Source organism: Rhodococcus ruitaii, assembly GCF_055230935.1.
Map to the genome: position 1 here is coordinate 471,303 of NZ_JBUYWC010000003.1, position 21,064 is coordinate 492,366.

Sequence of the window (21,064 nt, forward strand, 5' to 3'; positions counted from 1 at the left end):
GGCAGCAACGTCGCAATCGCGCCTCGAGTAAGTGTTGTGTCGGGTGAGGCGAGGGAGCGTGGTGCAAATACTTCCGCTGTCCCCAAGTCAGCGGGGGCTGTGGTACGCCCAGGTGTTGAATCCGGACGTACCGTTCATTACTGCCCAGTACTTGGAGTTTCAGGGCAGTCTCGATCACAGTCTCGTCACCAAGGCGATGCTGCAGGCCGCGCGCGATGTGGAATCGGGCTTCCTGTTTCTCACCGAGAACCGGGGAATTCCCGACCAATTCGTGAATGTCGATTTCGACGACGATATCCCATATGTCGATTTTCGCGGATCCGATGACCCCGAGGCGACCGCGCACCGGTGGATGGCTTCGCGGTACTCGAGACCGCTCGACCCGCTCCGCGACAGGCTCACCGCCAGCACGTTGCTGCACATTGCAGACGAACGGTATTTCCTGTCGAGCTATGTGCACCACATTGCGCTCGACGGCCACGGAGCGATGATCCTGTTGAGCAGGGCGGCGGAGCTCTACTCGGCGTGGATCACGGGTGAGGAGACACCGCCGGTCCTGTCGTTGCCGGTCGAGAAGATCCTCGAATTCGAAACTGCCTACATCGGATCGAAGCGCCAGGCCGGCGACCGCGAGCATTGGGCGCAGCGCCTGGCCGATCTACCCGAGCCACTTTCCTTGATCGGCGACGTCGCGCCGCCCACGGTGCCCGCGCGGCGGTCGGGGACGGCCGTCACCTCCGAGCTGGCCGAGGCGATCACCGCGCGGGCACAGGACGTGAATGCCACCGACGTTCCGATTGTGCTCGCCGGGTTCGCCGCATTTCTGGCACGCACCAGAAGCACCGACGATGTTGTGCTCTCACTTCCCGTATCGGCACGCACCACCGCCGCGCTGCGCCGCTCCGCGGGCGTCATCTCCAACGTGGTGCCGCTGCGTGTGCGCCTCGACCTGTCGGCGCCGGGAACCGATCTGGTCCGCAATGTCCAGGTGGAAATGAATGGTGCGCTGCGGCATCAGCGGTATTCCTACGCCGACATGCTCGCCGACCTCCGCGCGCTGGGCCGCGAACACACCGAGACGCGAAACGCTTTCGGGCCCGTCGTCAATGTCATGAATTTCCACCAGCCGATCGTCTACGGCGGGGTGCCCGCCGACTACCACGTGCAGTCCACCGGCCCCGTCGACGACCTGTCGATGAACGTGTATGCGGGGATTCCGGGAAAGACCCTCCGCGTCGATTTCGAAGCCAACCCCAATCTGTACACGCAGGACTACCTCGATTTCCTGCACCGCAGGTTCCTCGATTTCCTCTTGCATTTCGTCACCGACCTGTCGGAGCCCGTGGGCGACCTGCCGTTCGCCACCGCCGACGAACTCGACGGATTCACCCCGGCGCGCGGGAAGGAGGCGCCCGCACCGGCGTTGCTGCCCGACCTGCTGGCCGTGCACGCTCAGGCGTACCGCGTAGCCGTGTGCGACCGCGACAATTCGCTCACCTATCGCGAACTCGACGCCCACTCCGACGAACTCGCCCATCGTCTCGTGGCCGCCGGGGCGGGTCCCGAAGATCGAGTTGCGGTGCTGCTGCCGCGCTCGATCGACTCGGTGATCGCGCTGTGGGCTGTCGCGAAGACCGGCGCCGCCTACACCCCGATCGACCCCGAACTCCCTACGCTCCGCCTCGCCGAGCTACTCGCCGACGTGCAGGTGGCAATCGTTGCCGAGCAGCCGACGTTGCCCGCGCACATCACCCGCGTAACTCCGGCGACCGGCAGCGAATCGGCAGAGCCCTTCACCGCGGCGCACCGGCTGCGCCCGCTGCACCTCGACAACGCGGCGTGGGTGATCCACACCTCCGGCTCCACCGGCACCCCGAAAGCCGTAGCTGTCGGGCACCGCGGCATCGCCTCGCTGGTGACCACCCTGCGCGACCGTTACAGCGCCGACGCGAACTCGCGGGTCCTCCACCTCGCCGCACCCAGCTTCGACGCATCCCTGCAAGAATTGCTGCTCGCCTTCGACGCCGGTGCCACCGTCGTGATCTGCCCACCCGACGCCGTCGGCGGCCCCGCCCTCGCGACACTGCTGCGCACCGAACGCATCACCCACGCCGTCACCGCACCCGCCGTCCTGGCCGTCACCCCCGAACACGGGCTGCCCGATCTGACGATGCTCGACGCCGGCGGCGAATCGGTGCCGCAGGACGTCGCCGACCGCTGGTCGCCGGGCCGCACCATGCTCAACGCATACGGGCCGACGGAAACCACCGTGCTCGCCACCTTGAGTGCGCCACTCGAACCCGGCGCCGGCGTCCCCATCGGCCTGCCCATCGACGGCATGACCGCGGTGGTCCTCGATTCCCGCCTGCACCCCGTGCCCGTCGGCGTGTCCGGCGAGCTGTATCTCGGGGGAGATGCGGTGGCCCGCGGCTACCTCGGCGCACCCGCGCTGACCGCCGAACGCTTCGTCGCGTCGCCGTTCGGCGGACGCATGTACCGCACGGGCGATGTGGTGCGCTGGCACTCGACCGGGCAGCTCGTTTTCCTGGGCCGCGTCGATCAGCAGGTGAAGATCCGCGGGCGACGCATCGAACTCGGTGAGATCGAAACAGCACTCACCTCGTTCGACGCCGTGCGGGCCGCCACCGTCATGGTGCGCGGCGAACACCTCGCCGCCTACGTGGTGGGCAGTGTCGATACGGCCGATCTCACCATCCATCTCGCCGAGCAGCTTCCCGGCTACCTGCGGCCCACGTCGATCACCGTGCTCGACGCCCTGCCGCTGACCCCGGGCGGCAAGATCGACCACCGCGAACTGCCCGCCCCCGCGGTGGCGTCCGCCGGATCGAAGCCGCTGCACGGACCCACCGAAACCCTTGTCGCCAACCTGTTCACCGAGCTGACCGGCACCGACACCGTGGGCGGCGACGCCGACTTCTTCGAAGTCGGCGGCCACTCACTCGGTGCCGCACAGCTCGCCGCGCGCCTCGGCGCTGCACTCGGCCGCGACGTGCAGCTCCGCGACGTGTTCGAACACCCCACCGTCACCCGCCTCGCCGCCGTCGCCGACGCGCGTCCGCTCGCGGCGTCGGGGCCCGTCGCGCTCGCCGAGACCGGACCGGCTCCGCTGGCCCCGGCTCAGCAACGGTTGCTACTGCTCTCCGGTGCACACGGCAACGCCGCTGCCTACCATCTGCCGTTCGTTCTGCATCTCGACGGCGAACTCGACGTGCGGGCGCTGCACGCTGCGCTCACCGATGTGCTCGGTCGCCACGACATTCTCCGCACCGTCTTCCCGACGACCAGCGACGGGCCGGTACAGCAGGTGCTCGAAATCGACAGCGCTGTATCCCCGCTCGACTGCGAGGACGTCGACGAGGACGCTGTCGACGCGCTGATCGAACAGTGGGCAGCGGCACCGTTCGACCTCGTCGAAGACATCCCGTTCCGCGTCCGCCTGTTTCGTGTGGCCGAGGATCGGCATGTGCTTGCGGTGGTCGCACATCACGTCGCACTCGACGGCGCCTCGTTCGTGCCGCTCACCGCCGACGTCGCTGTCGCGTACGCCGCGCGCGTCGCGGGCCGGGCACCGGCGTGGACGCCGTTGCCGCTGCAGTACCGCGACTACGCCCGCTGGCACCGCGACCGGCTCGGCGATGCCGCCGACCCCGCGAGCACCGCCGGCCGGGAACTCGCGTATTGGACCACCGCCCTCGCCGGGCTCGACTCCGCCGCACCGGTACCCACCGATCGTCCCCGGGGCAGCGGATTCGGTCCGGCGTCCGCGGTGGAGTTCACGGTGCCCGCCGAGCAGGTCGACGCCCTGCGCTCGATCGCCGCCGCTCATGACGCCACTGTGTTCATGGCCGTGCACGCCGCGGTCGCGGTGTGGTTGTCGGTGTGGACGTCCGGCCGCGACATCGCCATCGGCACGGGCACCGCCGGCCGCGACCACCCCGATCTCGACGCTCTCGTCGGCATGTTCGTCGGTACCGTCACGCTGCGGCTCGACGTCGATCCGGCCGCGCCCTTCACTGAGCTGCTCACTGCGGCCCGCGACGCCGACCTCGACGCCTTCGCCCACGCCACCGTGCCGTTCGAGCAGGTCGTCGACGCACTCGGATTCAGCCCGTTCGGCGTGATGCTCGCCTACGACAACGTCGACGTCCCCGACCTCGAACTTCCCGGCCTCACGGTGCGGCCGCAGGAGATCGGCTCGGCGCATGCACGGTTCGACCTCGAGATCTCGATACGCGTCATGCGCGACGGTTCGCTCATCGGGCGGCTCGTCTACGACACGACACTGTTCGACCACACCACGATCGCCGCGTGGTCGCAGCGTCTGGGCGCGGTGCTGGGGCATGTGGCCGCGCACCCCACCGGGCCGGTGGGCGACGTCGACCTCGGCGCCGCCACGGTGATGGTCGCCGACCCCGGACCAGAGGCCACCTTCGCCGAGATCATCGAACGCTCCGCGGCGCGGGTCGTCGAACCCGGCGGCGAGCCTCTCCACATCGCGTCCGCAGCCCGTCCGTTGGCGTGGTCGCTGCTCGGCAGGGGAGTGGGAGCCGAGGACCGCGTGGCGGTGATGTTGCCGCGGTCGTCGGCGTCGGTGCTCGCGGCGGCTGCGGTGACGCTCACCGGGGCGGCGTTCGTGCCCGTCGACCCCGCCCAGCCCGCCGCCCGAATCACCGCGCTGCTCACCGACTCCGGTGTCCGATTCGCCATCGCGGGCCCGGATGTGCCAGTGCCGTCCGGGGTGGAGATCGTGCCGTTCACCCTCGACGGCGACACCCGTGAGATCACCGACGCCGATCGCGCGCGTCCGGTGCACCTCGACACCCTCGCCTACCTGGTGTACACCTCCGGGTCGACGGGGAAACCGAAGGGCGTGACGGTGACGCACCGCGGACTCGGGCCGCTCGCGCAGTCGTTCGTCGAGCATGTCGCGCTCCACCACGACGCCCGCGTGCTGCATTTCGCGAACCCGGCGTTCGACGGCGCCGTCCTCGAACAGGTGATGGCCTTGGCTTCGGGCGGAACGCTCGTGGTGGCACCGGCCGATCTGTTCGGCGGCGACGAGCTGCTGGAACTGCTCCGTAGCGAACGCATCACCCACTGGTTCACCACGCCGTCGGTACCCACCCAGCTTGATCCGGCGGGGCTCGAGCACCTCGAGGTGCTCGCGGTGGGCGGCGAGAGGTGGCCGGCGGAGACAGCGGCGCGCTGGTCGCCCGGCCGCACCATGCTCAATGTGTACGGGCCCACCGAAACCACGGTGATCGCCACCGCCAGCGCACCGCTGCACCCGGGCGAGACGCTCACCATCGGCACCGGTCTCGTGGGTGTCACCGCGGCGGTGCTCGATCATCGTCTCCGGCCCGTGCCCGACGGCGTCACCGGCGAGCTCTATCTCATGGGGCAGGGCGTGGCCCGCGGATACCTCGACGCACCCGCCCTCACCGCCGAACGCTTCGTCGCTGCTCCGTTCGGGGGCGGGCGCATGTATCGCACGGGCGACCTGGTGCGCTGGACCCGTGCGCGGTTCAGGCAGTCAGGGCTACCAAAAGCGCGCACGGGCGACGACGTCGCCCTCGAATTCGTGGGCCGCGCCGACCATCAGGTCAAGATCCGCGGGTTCCGCATCGAGCTGGGCGAGATCGACACCGTCCTGCACGACCACCCGGATGTGCGCACCGCCGTGACGCTCGTGCGAGACAGTGCGCTCGCCGCCTACGTGCACAGCCCCGACACCCGGCTCGACGGCCGCGAGATCCGCGACTGGGTCGCCTCGCGTCTGCCGCGGCACATGGTGCCCGCCACCGTCACCGTGCTCGACGCCGTACCGCTCACCAGCACCGGCAAGATCGATCGGGCCGCGTTGCCCGAGCCTACGGGTGAATCGGCCACACACCACGGATTCCGCAGTGTCACCGATGAACTCGTGGCCGGGATCGTAGCCGACGTCCTGGGTGTTCCCGCCGTGTCGAGCGACGACGACTTCTTCTCCGTCGGCGGCAACTCGCTGCTGGCCACCCGGCTCGCAGCCCGGCTCGGCGCCGTAGCGGGACGACGCGTGGGTGTGCGCGACGTGTTCGAGCATCCCACCGTCGCCGACCTCGCCCGCGTGGTCGGATCCTCGGACGCGGGTGCCGGCATTCCACTCGTCCACCGCGCGGACAACGGACACTCCGACAACTCGGACGACGCGCCGCTCGCCCCCGCGCAGCAACGCATGTGGCTAGTCAACCGCTTCGACGTCGCCGCCGGCACGGACGGCGGCGATCACATCGCATTCGCGGTCGATCTACCACCCGACACCGACCTCGACGCCCTACGCGGCGCGTTCACCGACGTCATCACGCGTCACGAGACGCTGCGCACCATCTACCCCGACAGTGGCGACGGCCCGCGACAGCACCTGCTCGACGCCGTGCCGCTCGACCTCGAGCCGGTCGAAGCGCCCGCCGACCTCGACGAGCAACTCTCCGAGTTCGCCCGAACACGTTACGATCTCACCGTCGATACACCCGTCCGCGCCGCGCTCTACCGCACCGCCGACGGATTCACCCTCGCGGTAGTGCTGCACCACATCGCCGTCGACGGTCTGTCGCTGCTCCCGCTCGGACGCGACGCCGCGACCGCCTACGCCGCTCGGCGAGCGGGCGACACTCCCGACCTCGCCGGCGCCCCGGTCACCTTCGGTGACTACGCACGATGGCACACAGCGATTCTCGGCGACGACACCGATCCACACAGCCTCGCGGCGACGCAGCTCGCGCACTGGAAACAAACGCTCGCCGGCGCCCCGCCGCTGCTCGAGCTGCCCACCGACCATCCACGCAGCAGCCTCGTGACCGGCACCGCCGGGAAGGTCGAGTTCACGGTGCCCGCCGAAGTGCACGCCGCGATCGACAAACTCGCCCGCGCCAACGACGTCACCCCGTTCATGGTGGTGCACGCGGCGTTTGCGACGTTGCTGCATTCGCTGGCCGCCACCGACGACATCGTCATCGGCACCCCGGTCTCCGGCCGAACCGACGCCGCGCTCGATCACCTGGTGGGCATGTTCGTCGGCACCGTCCCGCTGCGGTTGTCGGTGCAGCCGTGGGCGAGGTTCACCGACTTGCTCGCCGACGCCCGGCGTGTGGATCTCGACGCATTCGCCCACGCCGACGTCCCGTTCGACCGCATCGTCGATGCGGTGGGCGCGAGCACCAGCGGCCACCACCCGGTTTTCCAGGTGATCCTCGCGTACGAGAGCTTCGGTGTCGACACGTTCACCGTGCCCGGTGCGGCGGTGCGTGAGTTGCCGTCCGGCGCTGCGCGTGTGGATCTCGAACTGAACATCCGCGATCACCGCACCGACGCGGGCACACCCGCGGGACTGACGGGGACGTTCACGTTCCCTGCGGAAATGTTCGAAAGTGGGACGCTGTTTGACTGGGCTACGTCGTTGGTGAGTACTCTTGACTCGGTTACCGCGGATCCGGCTCGTCCGGTCGGGGGTATCCCACTGCGTGGCGCCGGCCACACCCCCGTCGGCGCCACGCTCCCCCCTGTGGCCGCCTCACCCATCGAACTCGTCGCTGCCCGCGTCGCCGACGACGCCGAAGCCGTCGCACTGTCGGCAGACGGGGAATCGCTCACCTATGGGCAACTGTGGTCCCGTTCCGGGGGCCTTGCCGCGGTACTGCACGAACGGGGGATCGGCACCGACGACGTGGTGGCCGTGGCCTTGCCGCGCTCGCTCGATCTCGTCGTCGCGCTCCTCGCCGTCACGCGAGCCGGAGCGACATACCTGCCGGTCGACATCACTCACCCCGTTGCGCGCCTGCAGGCGCTCTTCGATGATGCATCACCGTCGGTTGTGCTCGCCCAGAGCACCTTCGACTCGCCCACGCCCGCGCTGCATCTCGACGACCCCGCGATCGCCGGCCGGATCGCCGACGGTGCGCTCTTCGAGACGCCGATCCCCGCCGACAGCGGCGCCTACCTGATCTACACGTCGGGCTCTACGGGCGCCCCGAAGGGTGTGCTCGTCACCCACCGCAACCTCGCGACGCTGCTCGCCGCCACCACGGTCGACCTCGGCTGCGTCCCCGGCGACGTGTGGACACTGTTCCACTCGCCGGCTTTCGATTTCTCGGTGTGGGAGATGTGGGGCGCACTCACCACGGGCGCGCGCCTCGTGGTGCTCGATCACCTCACCGTCCGCGACCCCGCGGCATTTGCCGAAATCCTGGGCCGCGAGGCCGTCACAGTCCTCAACCAGACACCGCGCGCCTTCTACCAGCTCGCAGATCTCGACGCGCACCTGCCCGGCCTCCGGCTCGTGATCCTCGGCGGCGAAGCACTCGACCCGACGCGTGTGACGCCGTGGACCACCCGGCACCCGCATGTGCACGCGCTCAACATGTTCGGCATCACCGAGACCACGGTGCACGTCACCGCGGGCGACGCCACCGGCACCGGAATCGGCATCCCGATCGCCGGGATGGGAATCGACGTCCTCGACGCCGCGCTGCGCCCGGCACTGCCCGGCGCGCTCGGCGAAATGTATGTCACCGGAGATCAACTGGCCCGCGGCTACCGCGACCGGCCCGGCCTCACCGCAACACGATTCGTCGCCGCACCAGGTGGTGCGCGCCGCTACCGCACCGGCGATCTCGCCCGCCGCGACCGCTCCGGCCCACTCCGGTATCTCGGCCGCGCCGACCATCAGATCGAATTGCGGGGCTACCGCATCGAACCCGGCGAGATCGAAGCCGCCCTCCGCGGGTGCGACGGCGTCTCCCAGGCCGCGGTGCTGCTGCGCGACGACATGCTCGTCGCCTACCTCGTCGGCGGCGACAGCACCGCCGCGCTGGACGAACTACGCCGCACCCTGCCCGAGTACCTCGTGCCCGCGGCTGCCGTGTCGCTGAACACGTTGCCGCGCACCGCCAACGGCAAACTCGACCGAGGCGCCCTGCCGATGCCCGAGTTCACGAGCGCCGGGGCAGTGGCACCGCACGGGCCCGTCGAAGAACTCGTCGCCGAGGTCGTCACCGGCCTGCTCGGTGGCGGTATCTTGACACTCTCTGCGACCGACGACTTCTTCCGCCACGGCGGCAACTCGCTGCTCGCCACCCGACTCGCCGGGCGACTCACCGACATCACCAACGTCGACGTCACCGTCCGCGACGTCTTCGACGCCCGCACCGTCGCCGGGCTCGCCGCGATCATCTCCGAGCGCACCGGCACCGGACGCTCCCGCCCGCCGCTCGTCGCGGGGGACGGGCCCGCCCCGATGTCTGCGGCGCAGCAACGCCTGTGGTTCGTCAACCGGTTCGATCCGGCCTCGCCCGGCTACAACCTGCCGTTCGCGATGCAACTCGACGGCGCTCTCGACGTCGCGGCACTCGCTGCCGCAGTGGGCGATCTCATCGAACGACACCGCACCCTGCGCACCGTGTACCCGACGGCCACCGAGCAGGTGTTGCTGCCCGCCGCCCCGATCAGTCTCGACCCCATCGCGGTCCCCGGCGATGCGCTCGACGAGTTCGTCACCGAATTGGCCTCTGCCGGATTCGATCTCACCGTCGACCGGCCGCTGCGCGCCCGCCTGTACCGGACGGCGCCCGAGCGGCACGTGCTCGTGGTGGTGCTGCACCACATCGCCGCCGACGGTTGGTCGCTCACCCCGCTGCTGCACGACCTCACCGTCGCCTACGACGCCCGCCACGCGGGAACGGCACCGGCCTGGTCACCGCTGCCCGTGCAGTACAGCGACTACGCCCGCCGCCAACGCGCGATCGCCGAGAGTCAGCTCCCGTACTGGCAGGACGTCCTCGCCGGTGTGCCCGAGGAGACGACACTGCCCGGAGATCGGCCGCGCTCGCCGGAACCCACCGGGCACGGCGCCGCACACGTGCTGTCTCTCGACGCTGCGCTCGTCGACGGCCTGCACGACCTTGCCCGTACCGGACACGCGACGGTGTTCATGGTGCTGCACGCCGCACTCGCGACTCTGCTGCACAGGCACGGCGCGGGCCGCGACATTCCCATCGGCACCGTCGTCTCCGGCCGGGGTGAGCCGCAACTCGACGACCTCGTCGGCATGTTCGTCGGCACCCTCGTGCTGCGCACCGACGTAGACCCGGACGCGACGTTCACCGCGTTGCTCGAGCACGTCCGTGGCCGCGATGTGGCCGCCTACATGCATCCCGACGCGCCGTTCGAGACGCTCGTCGAGCACCTCAACCCGGTGCGCAGCGCGGCGCGCCACCCGCTGTTCCAGGTGTCGTTGTCGCTGAACCGGCCCACCGTCGATGCCGTCGATGCCGTCGACACAGTCGAACTGCGCGGAGTGGGCGTGTCGGTGTTGCCCGTCGACACCCGCTACACGCAACTCGACCTGCAGGTCACCGCTACGCCCACGGCCGCCGGTTTCGATCTCGAATTCTTCTACAGCACAGACCTGTACGACGAAGCGACCATCACCGCCGTGGCAGGCCGATACGCTGCGATCCTGCGCGCCGCCGTCGCCGATCCGCAGATCCGGCTCGGCGACATCGACCTCATCGACGGTCAGGATCCCGTCGTGGCGGGACGCTTCGCCGCATCGACCCGGTCGCTGCGGCAGCGCCTCGCGGCCGGCGCCGACTTCGGTGGCGACACCGTGGCCGTGCGCGACGGCGACCGCGCACTGACATACCCCGAACTCCTCTTCTACGCAGACGATCTCGCCGCGCGCCTGCAGGACGAGGGGGTGCGTCCCGGCGACCCGGTGGCCTGCGCGGTGCCGCGGTCGCTGGAATCGGTGCTCGCGGTGTGGGGCATCGTCCGCGCCGCGGCCGCCCCGATGCTCGTCGACCCGGCCCAGCCCACCGGGCGCCTGACTGCGATGCTCGACGGTGTTCGCGTCGGTGTGGGTGAGAACGACTCCCTGCCGGGCACCGTGACGTGGATACCCGTCGACAACGGCACCGATTTCGATCCCGCCCCGGTGTTCGAGCCGACCCCCGATTCACCCGCGTACTACGTGTTCACCTCCGGTACCTCCGGAAACCCCAAGGGTGTCACCATCACCCAGCGCGGCGTGAGTGCGCTCGCCGACGACATCGCCCAGGACCTCGCGGCAGCCCCAGGCGACCGGGTACTGCACGTGGCCGCACCGAGTTTCGACGCGGCGATGCTCGAGATCCTCACCGCCGGTATCGCCGGTGCCACTCTGATCGTCGCCGACGCCGACAGCTACGGCGGCACCGCCCTGGGCGACCTCCTCGAACGCGAGGCCGTCACCCACGCGGTGATGACTCCGTCCACCCTGGCGACCGTCCCACCCCGCGCCCTGCCGCACCTGCGGGTCCTCATGCTCGGTGGCGACCGGCTCACGTCCGCGCTCGTCGAGCGTTGGTCGCCGGGACGCACCCTGATCAACAGCTACGGTCCCGCCGAAACCACCATGTTCGTCACCAACTCGCCGCCGCTACGCCCGGGCGACCACATCGTGATCGGCAAGCCGGTGCGCGCCACGTCGGTGGTGGTGCTCGACGAGCGGTTGCGGCCCGTGCCCGTCGGCGTGATCGGGGAACTGTATGTCGGTGGTGGACGTCTCTCCGCCGGCTACCGAGACGCCCCGGCCCGCACCGCCGAACGCTTCGTTGCCGCACCGGGCGGCACCCGTCGCTACCGCACCGGCGACCTCGTGCGGTGGTGCCGGGACGGCAGCCTCGAGTTCCACGGCCGCACCGACAGCCAGGTCAAGCTACGCGGTGTGCGCATCGAACCGGGCGAGATCGACGCCGCACTGTCTGCCCTGCGCGGTGTGGATCGTGCTGTCACGGTGCTGCGCAACGGCATTCTCACCTCGTATGTGACACCCGCCGAGCTGAACGGCGACGAGCTCCGCCGGGGCCTGCGCGGCCTGCTGCCCGCGCACCTCGTGCCCACCGGGATCGTGCCGCTCGCTGAGATCCCGCTGACCGCGCACGGCAAGATCGACCTGGCGGCGCTCCCGACGCCGCCCGCTGCGGGTTCGTCCGAGCCGGCGACTCCCACCGAGATCACGGTGGCGCGCGTGGTCGGTGAGCTGCTCGAGTGCGGCACGGTGGGCAGCGACGACGACTTCTTCGCCATCGGCGGCAACTCCTTGCTCGCCACCGTGCTCGTCGGGCGTCTTCGCGACGAAACCGGAGTGAGTGTGTCGCTGCGGACGCTGTTCACCCACCCCACTGTCGTGGGGCTCGCGGCGGTCATCGACGCCGGCGGTTCGGAGCGGGAGGACGGTCCGGTTGCGGTGTCGCCGCGACCCGAACGCGTCCCGCTCAGCCGCGCCCAGCGTCGACTCTGGAGCCTGGGCACCCTCGCGCCGGACGCGTACCGCCTGCACAGCACCGTCCGGCTGAACGGCCCGCTCGACGTGCTCGCCCTCGAACAGGCCCTCGACGACGTCACGCAGCGCCACGAGATCCTGCGCACCGAGTACCTCGTCGACGGCGACGGTGTGCGGCAGGCGGTGACCGGGCGGGGACGGTGGACGAGCCGGCTCGAACCGGTCGCGGAGAACCTGCACGTGCTGCACCTCGACGTCGACCACTCGATCGCCGACGGCGCGTCCCTGCGTCCGCTGCTGCGCGACCTCACCGGCGCCTATCTCGCACGTGTCGCGGGGGAGGCCCCCCAGTGGCCGCCGCTGCCGTTGCAGTACGCCGACTACGCACTGTGGGAGCAGGACCGCGGCGTGCCCGCTGCCGATGTCGAACACTGGCAGCGCGCGCTCGACGGGCTCGTCGTCGCCGAGTTGCCCGTCGAGCACACCGGCGCCGAGCCGGTGGCGAAGCGCCTCGACTTCGAGATTCCCACCGACGTACGCGACCGTGTCACGGGGCTTGCCCGTGCACACGGCGCCACCGAATTCATGGTGCTGCACGCCGCGTTGTCGGTGTTGCTCGCCCGGCTCGGCGCGCACGACGACATCGCCGTCGCCGCGGTGACCGGGGGACGCCACTGGGCGCAGCTCGAAGACCTCGTCGGCCCGTTCCTCGACACCCTCGTGCTGCGGGCACGTGTGGCACCCGACATGCCGTTCGCGGGGCTGCTCACCCAGGTACGCGATTTCGATGTCGCCGCGTTCGACCACACCGCCATCCCGTTCGAGCGGGTGGTCTCCGACATCCACGGCACACCGCAGGTGTCGCTGGCACTGCAGGACTTCGGCATGGAACCGCTGCGGGTGGGCGAGCTGACCCTCGAGGCACAGGAAAGCGTCGACGACACCCCGAAGTTCGATCTGCAGTTCTCGCTGGCTGCATCGTCCGGTGGATATGCCGGGACGCTGCTCTTCGACAGATCCCGTTTCACCGAGCCGACCGCCGCACGGCTGGCCGAGCGGTTCGTCATGATCCTCGATGCCCTCACCACCGCACCCGACGCCGCGGTGGGCGAGATCGAATTCGCTCCGGCGGCTGCGCCTCTCGTGGGCGCAGCACCCGCGGAGACGGGCACCCTGCCGGAATTACTGCGCGCTGCCGCCTCCGCACACCCCGACCGCGAAGCGCTGCGCGGCGACGGAGTCTCACTCACCTATCGCGAACTCGACGAACAATCCGACGCGCTGGCCGACGAACTGCGTGCCGCCGGTGCACGCCCCGGAACAGTGGTGCTCAATGAGCTGCCCCGCAGCGTCGACCACATCCGGAAGCTGTGGGCCATCACGAAAACCGGTGCGGCATTCACCACCTCGGCGACAGTCGGCGAACAGTGCCCGCCCGACGTCGCGTACGTCGTCGCCACCTCGGGTTCCACCGGGACACCGAAACGTGTCGCGGTGACGCACCGCGGACTCGCGCCGCTCGCCGCCGAGGTACGGGCACGCTACCGAGTAGGCCCCGGAGACCGTGTACTGCACGGCTATTCGCCCGCATTCGACGCCGCGTTGCTCGAACTGCTGCTCGCGCACACGACCGGGGCGACAATGGTCGTCGCACCGCCCGACGTGTATGCGGGAGCCGATCTGCATCACCTGCTCGCCGACGAGCACGTCACCCACTACCTGTCGACGCCCACCGTGCTCGGCACCCTCGACCCCGACGGGCTGCCGGATCTGCGCGTCGTCGCATCCGGTGGTGAATCGCTCTCGCCGGCGCTGGCTGCACGGTGGGTCGCCGGGCGCACGATGCTCGACGCCTACGGGCCCAGCGAAGCAACGATCGTCTCGACCCTCGTCGAGGTCACCGGCGATGCTCCGGCCGGGATCGGAAGCCCGGTGCCCGGCACCGTCGCCCACATCCTCGACGCCCGGCTGCAGCCGGTGCCCGACGGTGCGGTCGGCGAGCTCTACCTCACCGGTGACGGTCTGGCCGCCGGATACCTCGAGGCGCCCGCGCTCACCGCCGAGCGATTCGTAGCGGCGGCGGACGGAACCCGCATGTACCGCACGGGCGACCTCGTGCACCGCACCGGAGACGCCCTCGCCTACCGGGGCCGCACCGACCGTCAGCTCAAGGTGCGCGGGGTGCGCATCGAACCCGGCGAACTCGAAGCGTCGCTGCTCGCGCAACCCGACGTGCGGCACGCCGCGGTCCTCGCCCTCGGCAGCACACTGGTGGCGTTCGTCGCCGGTCACGAACTGACCGCGCAGAACGTGCAGGCATCGCTGGCGCTGGTGGTGCCCCCGCAGCGCATGCCCGGTCGCGTGCGCGTAGTGGACGCACTGCCGTTCACCACCAACGGCAAACTCGACGTCACTGCGCTCGAAACACTCGATGCCGCACAACCGGCCGACGACGTGCTGGTCGACGATCGTCCGCTCACCGACGCCGAAGATCTCGTGGCGACCGTGGCCGAGCACGTCCTCGGCGCGCGGCCGTCCGTGCACCGCGGATTCTTCGCGGCGGGCGGCGACTCGCTGTCGGCCGTCGGGTTCGCCGCGCGTCTCACCGACTCCTTCGGCGTGGATGTGCCCGTACGCTCGGTGCTGCATGCACCGACGCTCGCGGCGCTGGCCCACCGTATCGGGGGTGAATGGGGTAACGACGTGCGAATCCCACTGCGGCACTACGGAACCGACGAACCCGCTCCGCTCGCACCGGCACAGCGCCGACTGTGGCTGCTGAACCGCGTCGACCCCGACACGGCGGCGTATGTCGTACCGGTCGTCCTCTCGCTCACCGGTGAACTCGATGTCGACGCATTGACCGCGGCAGTGGGCGACGTGATCGACCGCCATCGGATCCTGCGCACCGCACACACCGATGCGGGCCAGCAACTGCTCGACCCACCTGCGCTCGAACACCTCTCACGCACCGACGTCGATGCGGCAATCGCCGACACCGTCGCGACGCCGTTCGATCTCGCCACCGAGGCGCCGCTGCGGATCCGGTTGTGCGACGTCGAACCCGGACGGTGGATCCTGGCCGCCGCGGTGCACCACATCGCATTCGACGGCGGCTCCGTCGGCCCCTTGCTCGCCGACCTGTCGCGGGCCTACGTCGCGCGTTCCGCCGGTGAGGCACCGCAATTCGCGGAGCTGCCCGTCACCTACCGCGACTACGCGCGCTGGCAACACGACCTGCTCGGTGAGCCCACCGACCCCGCGTCGCTCGCCGTCCGGCAGCTCGACTACTGGGCAACGATCCTGGACGGCACCCCCGACGGACCGCTGCCGCTGCCCACCGACCGGCCGCGACCCGCGCGCCCGACGCATCGCGGCGAGCAGACAGTCGTCCACCTGGGCGCCGACCTCCACCACCGGATGCGCGCCGCCGCACGCGACCACGACGTGACCGTGTTCATGCTGGCCCACGCCGTGCTCGTCGCGCTCCTCGCGCGGCGCAGCGGCCGCGACGACATCACCGTGGGGACCGCGGTGGCCGGTCGCGGCGATCCGCACCTCGAGCACCTCGTCGGCATGTTCGTCGGCACTGTGCCGCTGCGCACCGTCATCGACCCCGCCCGCCCGTTCGACACACTGCTACGTGACGTGCGCGCCACGGATCTCGGCGCATTCGCGCACGCCGATGTGCCGTTCGACGAGGTGGTCGCGAAGGTCGCGCCTACCCGGGGACGGTCCTACCACCCGCTCTTCCAGGTGCTGCTCACCCACCGCGCAGTGAGTGGTGAGGTGCTGCCGCAGCTGCCCGGAGTGCAGATCATCGAGGCCGACGCCGGTGCACCGCCCGCACAGTTCGATCTCGTGCTCGAGGTCGTCGAACGCGACGGTGGCAACGGCATCGACCTGCGTCTCGTGCACGCCGTCGACCTGTTCGACACCGCCACCGCCGATGTGCTGCTCGCGGACTACGTGTCGCTGCTCGAGGACGCCATGGACCGTCCGCACCTTCCCGTCGGCGACCTCGCCGTGGCCGCACCCGCCCCGCTGTCGACACCCGCCGTCCCGTCGCGCACCCTGGTGGATCTGCTCGACGACGCCGTCGCCGAGCATCCCGGCGCGATCGCCGTGCAGGCGGGACGGGTCGCGTGGACGTACTCCGGGCTCGCCGCCCGCGCCGACGAGGTCGCCGCAGACCTCGCTCGGCGCGGTGTGGGCCCCGGCGATATCGTCGCGATTTCGTCTCCGCGGGATCAGCATTGGCCGCTTGCGGTGTGGGCGGTCGCCAAGAGCGGCGCCGCGTGGATATCGGTGGATCCGGCGCAGCCCGCCGCGCGCGTCGACGCGATCCTGCACGACTCCGGCGCGACCGTCGGGCTCACTGTCGGTGAGTGCGGCCCCGGGAACCTCACCTGGCTCGATCTGACCGCCGACCGCGACGACGTGATCCTGCCCGCATCACCCACCGTGCACGTCGACGACACCGTGCACGTCGACCACACCGCCTATGTGATCTACACGTCCGGCACCACGGGCACCCCGAAGGGCGTCGAGGTGACGCACCGCGGACTCACCGCCCTCGTGGATCTGCAGCGTGAACGCCTCGAGGCCACACCGGGCGCGCGGGTGCTGCAGGCCGCGTCGCACACCTTCGACGCCGCGGTGTTCGAACTGCTCACCGCGCACGCACACGGCGGTACCCTGGTGATAGCCCCCGAGCACACCTTCGCCGGTGAGCCGTTGCAGCAGTTGATGATCGATCAGCGCATCACGCACGCCAACCTCACGCCCAGCGTGCTCGCGACCCTGTCGCCGGACGTGGCGCCGTTGACTCTCGTCGCCGCAGGTGAATCGCTTTCTGCTGCGCTTGTCGACAAGTGGAGTGCGCACCGCGTGTTCAACGGCTACGGCCCCACCGAACTGACGGTCGGGGTGTCCGTCGCAGGTCCGCTCACCGGGGGCCGGAAGCCGAGCATCGGAGTTCCGGTCGCAGGTGCTACCGCACATGTGCTCGACTCGCGGCTGCATCCGGTTTCCGTCGGTGCGGTCGGGGAGTTGTATGTGAGCGGAAGCGGACTCGCTCGTGGCTACCGAAACCGACGAGTCGATACCGCAACACGATTCGTGGCAGATCCGTTCGGGGCGCCCGGGGCGCGGTTGTATCGCACGGGCGACCTGGTGCGGATCGATCCACACGGCGAGCTCGACCACGTGGGCCGCGCCGACGACCAGGTGCAGATCCACGGCATCCGCGTCGAACCCGCCGAGGTCGACGCCGTGCTCCTCGCCGATCCGCAGGTCGATGCCGCCGTCACCGTGCCCGTCGAGGGTTCCGTGCTCGCCGCCTACGTGCAGGGCAGCGCGACAGTCGAGGGCCTGCGACGACGAATTGCCGCCCACCTGCCGCGCCACCTGCGGCCCGCGAGCATCACCGTCGTGGACGCCCTACCGCTCACCTCGTCGGGCAAGATCGATCGAGCGGCATTGCCGCTGCCCGATGCAACCTCAGCCGCAGAGGATTTCGTGTCGCCGCAGGGAGCGACCGCGCAGACCGTCGCCGCGATCTTCGCCCGGCACCTCGACCTGCCGGTCGAAAGTGTCTCCGGCGACCGCGGCTTCTTCGATCTCGGGGGCAGTTCCCTCACCGCCGTGGCGGTGGCGGGTGATCTGCGCGCCGCACTCGATCGGGACATACCACTCGAATGGTTGTTCGCCGCAACGACAGTCGACGAACTCGCGCACCGCATCGAGCACGGAGGCGACGCACCCGACCCGCTCGGAACGGTGATCGAACTCGCTGCCGGCGACGCGCGCCCACCGCTGTTCTGCATCCACCCCGTCAGCGGACTTGCCTGGACCTACCGCGGTCTGACGGATCACGTGGGCGGCCGTGCCCTCTACGGTGTACAGGCCACCGGGACGGACGACATCCCCCGCAGCATTCCCGAATTCGCCGCGCGGTATGTCGAAGCCATCCGTAGTATTCAGCCCGATGGTCCGTATCACCTGCTCGGATGGTCGGTCGGCGGCACCATCGCTCATGAAATGGCCGTGCAGCTACGGGAGGGCGGCGATCGGGTGGGGGTGCTTGCACTGCTCGACACCCTGACGCCGGAAACCCTCCCGCTCGGAGAAGCCCGCGAGCGGGACACCGGCGTCGACGCTCCCGAAAACGAGAGTGCAGCAGTCGCTATCGCGACGCTGCCCGACGAACTCGTACGTGAAGTGCTTCGTCGTGCCGAGGCAGCAGCAGATGCCATCGACGTGGCCGCGCGACGGCACACACCACGTACTTACGAGGGCGACGTCGACCTGTTCGTCGCCACCCCAGATCTCGACCGGCACCCGGATCTCGCTGCCACCTGGCAGCGGTATGTGCGCGGTCTCGTCGTCGAACATCCGGTGCCGTACACGCACTCGGAGTTGACCGGAACGGACGCCCTGCGTTCGTTCGGCCCGGTTCTCGCCAGCGCGCTGGCGGATCGCGACGACCGTCCTACCGTGCCCGTTGGGTGCGCAGTAACCGCAACGAGGGAGACGCCCTGATGGAAGTACACGATTACCTGCGAATTCTGCAGGCGAGGTGGAAGATCGTCGCGGTCACGACGGTGGTCGCCGTCCTCGCCGCGCTCGGTGCGTCACTGCTCACCACGCCGCAGTACGAGGCGAAGACCAGGCTGTTCGTGTCGACGGCATCCAGCGGATCCGTGCAGGAGCTGTATCAGGGCAACCTGTTCTCGCAGCAGCGCGTCGCCTCGTACACCAAGCTGCTCACGGGCACGAATCTCGCCGAACGCACCATCGACACACTCGGATTGACCGACGTGACGCCCGCCGAACTGGCAGCGACGGTCACCGCGTCGTCGGCGCCCGACACCGTGTTGATCGACATGGCCGTGTCCGATCCGTCGCCCGAACGCGCCCGCGACATCGTCAACGCGATGTCCGACGAGTTCGTCGGCATGGTCCGTGAGCTCGAGACCCCCGAGGACGGCGGGCCTCCCACGGCGCGCGTCGTCGTCGAGACCCATGCCACTGCCCCGACGGCACCGGTGACCCCGAAGACCACGCGCAACGTCGCGCTCGGTCTGGCCGTCGGTGTGCTGCTCGGTATCGCCCTCGCGGTGCTGCGCGATCGCCTCGACAACACCGTCAAGGATCGCGAAGCAGTCGAGGAGATCGTCGGATCCGGTGTGGTCGGTGTGATCCCGATGGACAAGGCGCGCCAGGAAACGCCGGCCATCTCGTTCGTCGACGCCAACAGTGGCGACGCCGAGGCCTACCGAGAAATGCGTACCAACCTGCAGTTCCTCGAGGTCGACCATCCGCCGCGCGCGATCGTGGTGACCAGTGCGCTACCCACCGAAGGGAAGACGACCACCGCGATCAACCTCGCGCTGGTGCTCACCGAGGCCGGGCACACCGTCGCGCTGATCGAGGGCGACCTGCGTCGTCCCCGCGTGTCGAAGTACCTCGGTGTGATGGGTGGCGCCGGTCTGTCGACCGTGCTCGCGAGCCAGGCGTCGATCGCCGACGTCATGCAGACCACCAAGTACGACGGCCTGTGGGTGCTCGGTGCGGGTGCGTTGCCGCCGAACCCCTCCGAATTGCTGGGCTCCGAACACGCCCGCGATGTACTCGAGGATCTGCGGTCGCGGTTCGACTACGTCATCATCGACGCGCCGCCGTTGCTGCCCGTCACCGACGCGGCGGTGCTCAGTACCATCACCGACGGCGCCCTGCTCATCGCACGGCACGGCAAGACCACCAAGGAACAACTCTCTCGCGCGGTCGGCAACCTACGTTCGGTCAACGCGACCGTGCTGGGCACGATCCTCAACATGACCCCGGCGAAGGGACGCGGCGGATCGTACGAGTACCGGTACTACTACGAGACGGACAAGGCGGCCGACAGCGCCGCGAAGGCCGTGCCCACGGTTGCGGCGCAGCGGGTCGTGACTCCACCGGTTCCGCCACGCCAGCAGGGCTCCGAGCCGGGCCAGCATGCGTCTCCCGAACAGTCGCAGGCGATGTCGTACCCGACCGGAACCGACTCGTGGCGGGTGACCGAGTTCCCGCAGGCGCCGGCACGGCACAGCGAGGAGCAGCCGTATTCGACGCAGGCGTACTCGGCCGTGCAGAGCTACGGACCCGCCAACGGTCATGCGGCCGAACACCAGGCGTCGCGGCCGGTGATCCAAGCACCGCGACGCCCGGTAGGTGACTCAGGCCCGGATTCGGGCGAGCAGAGGTAGCAGCAGATCGGCAATCTCCGAACCGACCGCGACGAACGTCTCCTCGTCCTGGCCCATCGGATCGGTGATGTCTTCCGGCCCGGGTTCAGCAGTGTGCTGAGCCCGGGCCGCTGCCAATTCTGCGACGGTGGTTGCGCCACTCGTCTCCATGAGACGGGCCGCCTCCTTCAAGGTGAAGGTCACGCGCATCATGCGCGGGGCCACCTCGACAACCTTGCTGCGCTGCCGTTCGCTCATGGTGATGATCAGGTCGGAATCTTCTGCGAGTTGTGGTGCGATGCGTTGCGCGGTGAACCCCTCGGGGTCGCCACCGAGTTGCTGCAGCACCAGTGCCGCCGTGGATTCCATCCCGTGCCCGACCATGGCGCGGGTACCTCCGCTGTGCGCGGTGAGATCGGTCCGGCCAGCCTCGGCTGCGTATGCGGTGGTCAGGCGTTCAGCGGTGGGCGAGCGGCAAATGTTTCCGGTGCACACAAAGAAGATCCGCATTGGG

The 21,064-nt window shown here is 69.7% G+C and carries 3 protein-coding genes; 2 read left to right on the top strand and 1 reads right to left on the bottom strand.

The features are described from left to right. Positions 1-61 precede the first annotated feature (61 nt). Together ACZI8W_RS05345 and ACZI8W_RS05350 are read left to right on the top strand one after the other, a co-directional pair. Positions 62-18,862, top strand: coding sequence for an amino acid adenylation domain-containing protein (locus tag ACZI8W_RS05345; RefSeq protein ID WP_463367444.1), 18,801 nt, complete (start codon positions 62-64; stop codon positions 18,860-18,862). Beyond that, complete coding sequence (locus tag ACZI8W_RS05350) at positions 18,862-20,571, top strand: tyrosine-protein kinase domain-containing protein (RefSeq protein WP_463367445.1); 1,710 nt, start codon at positions 18,862-18,864, stop codon at positions 20,569-20,571. Before ACZI8W_RS05345 ends, ACZI8W_RS05350 begins: the two co-directional genes overlap by 1 nt. Here ACZI8W_RS05350 and ACZI8W_RS05355 read toward each other — a convergent pair. Then, complete coding sequence (locus tag ACZI8W_RS05355; RefSeq protein WP_463367446.1) at positions 20,542-21,060, bottom strand: arsenate reductase/protein-tyrosine-phosphatase family protein; 519 nt, start codon at positions 21,058-21,060, stop codon at positions 20,542-20,544. The genes ACZI8W_RS05350 and ACZI8W_RS05355 overlap by 30 nt on opposite strands. Positions 21,061-21,064: the final 4 nt, after the last annotated feature.

Coding starts and splice junctions, on each gene's coding strand:
- ACZI8W_RS05355 (WP_463367446.1), bottom strand. CDS start 21,060: ATGCGGATCTTCTTTGTGTGCACCGGAAACATTTGCCGCTCGCCCACC.
- ACZI8W_RS05350 (WP_463367445.1), top strand. CDS start 18,862: ATGGAAGTACACGATTACCTGCGAATTCTGCAGGCGAGGTGGAAGATC.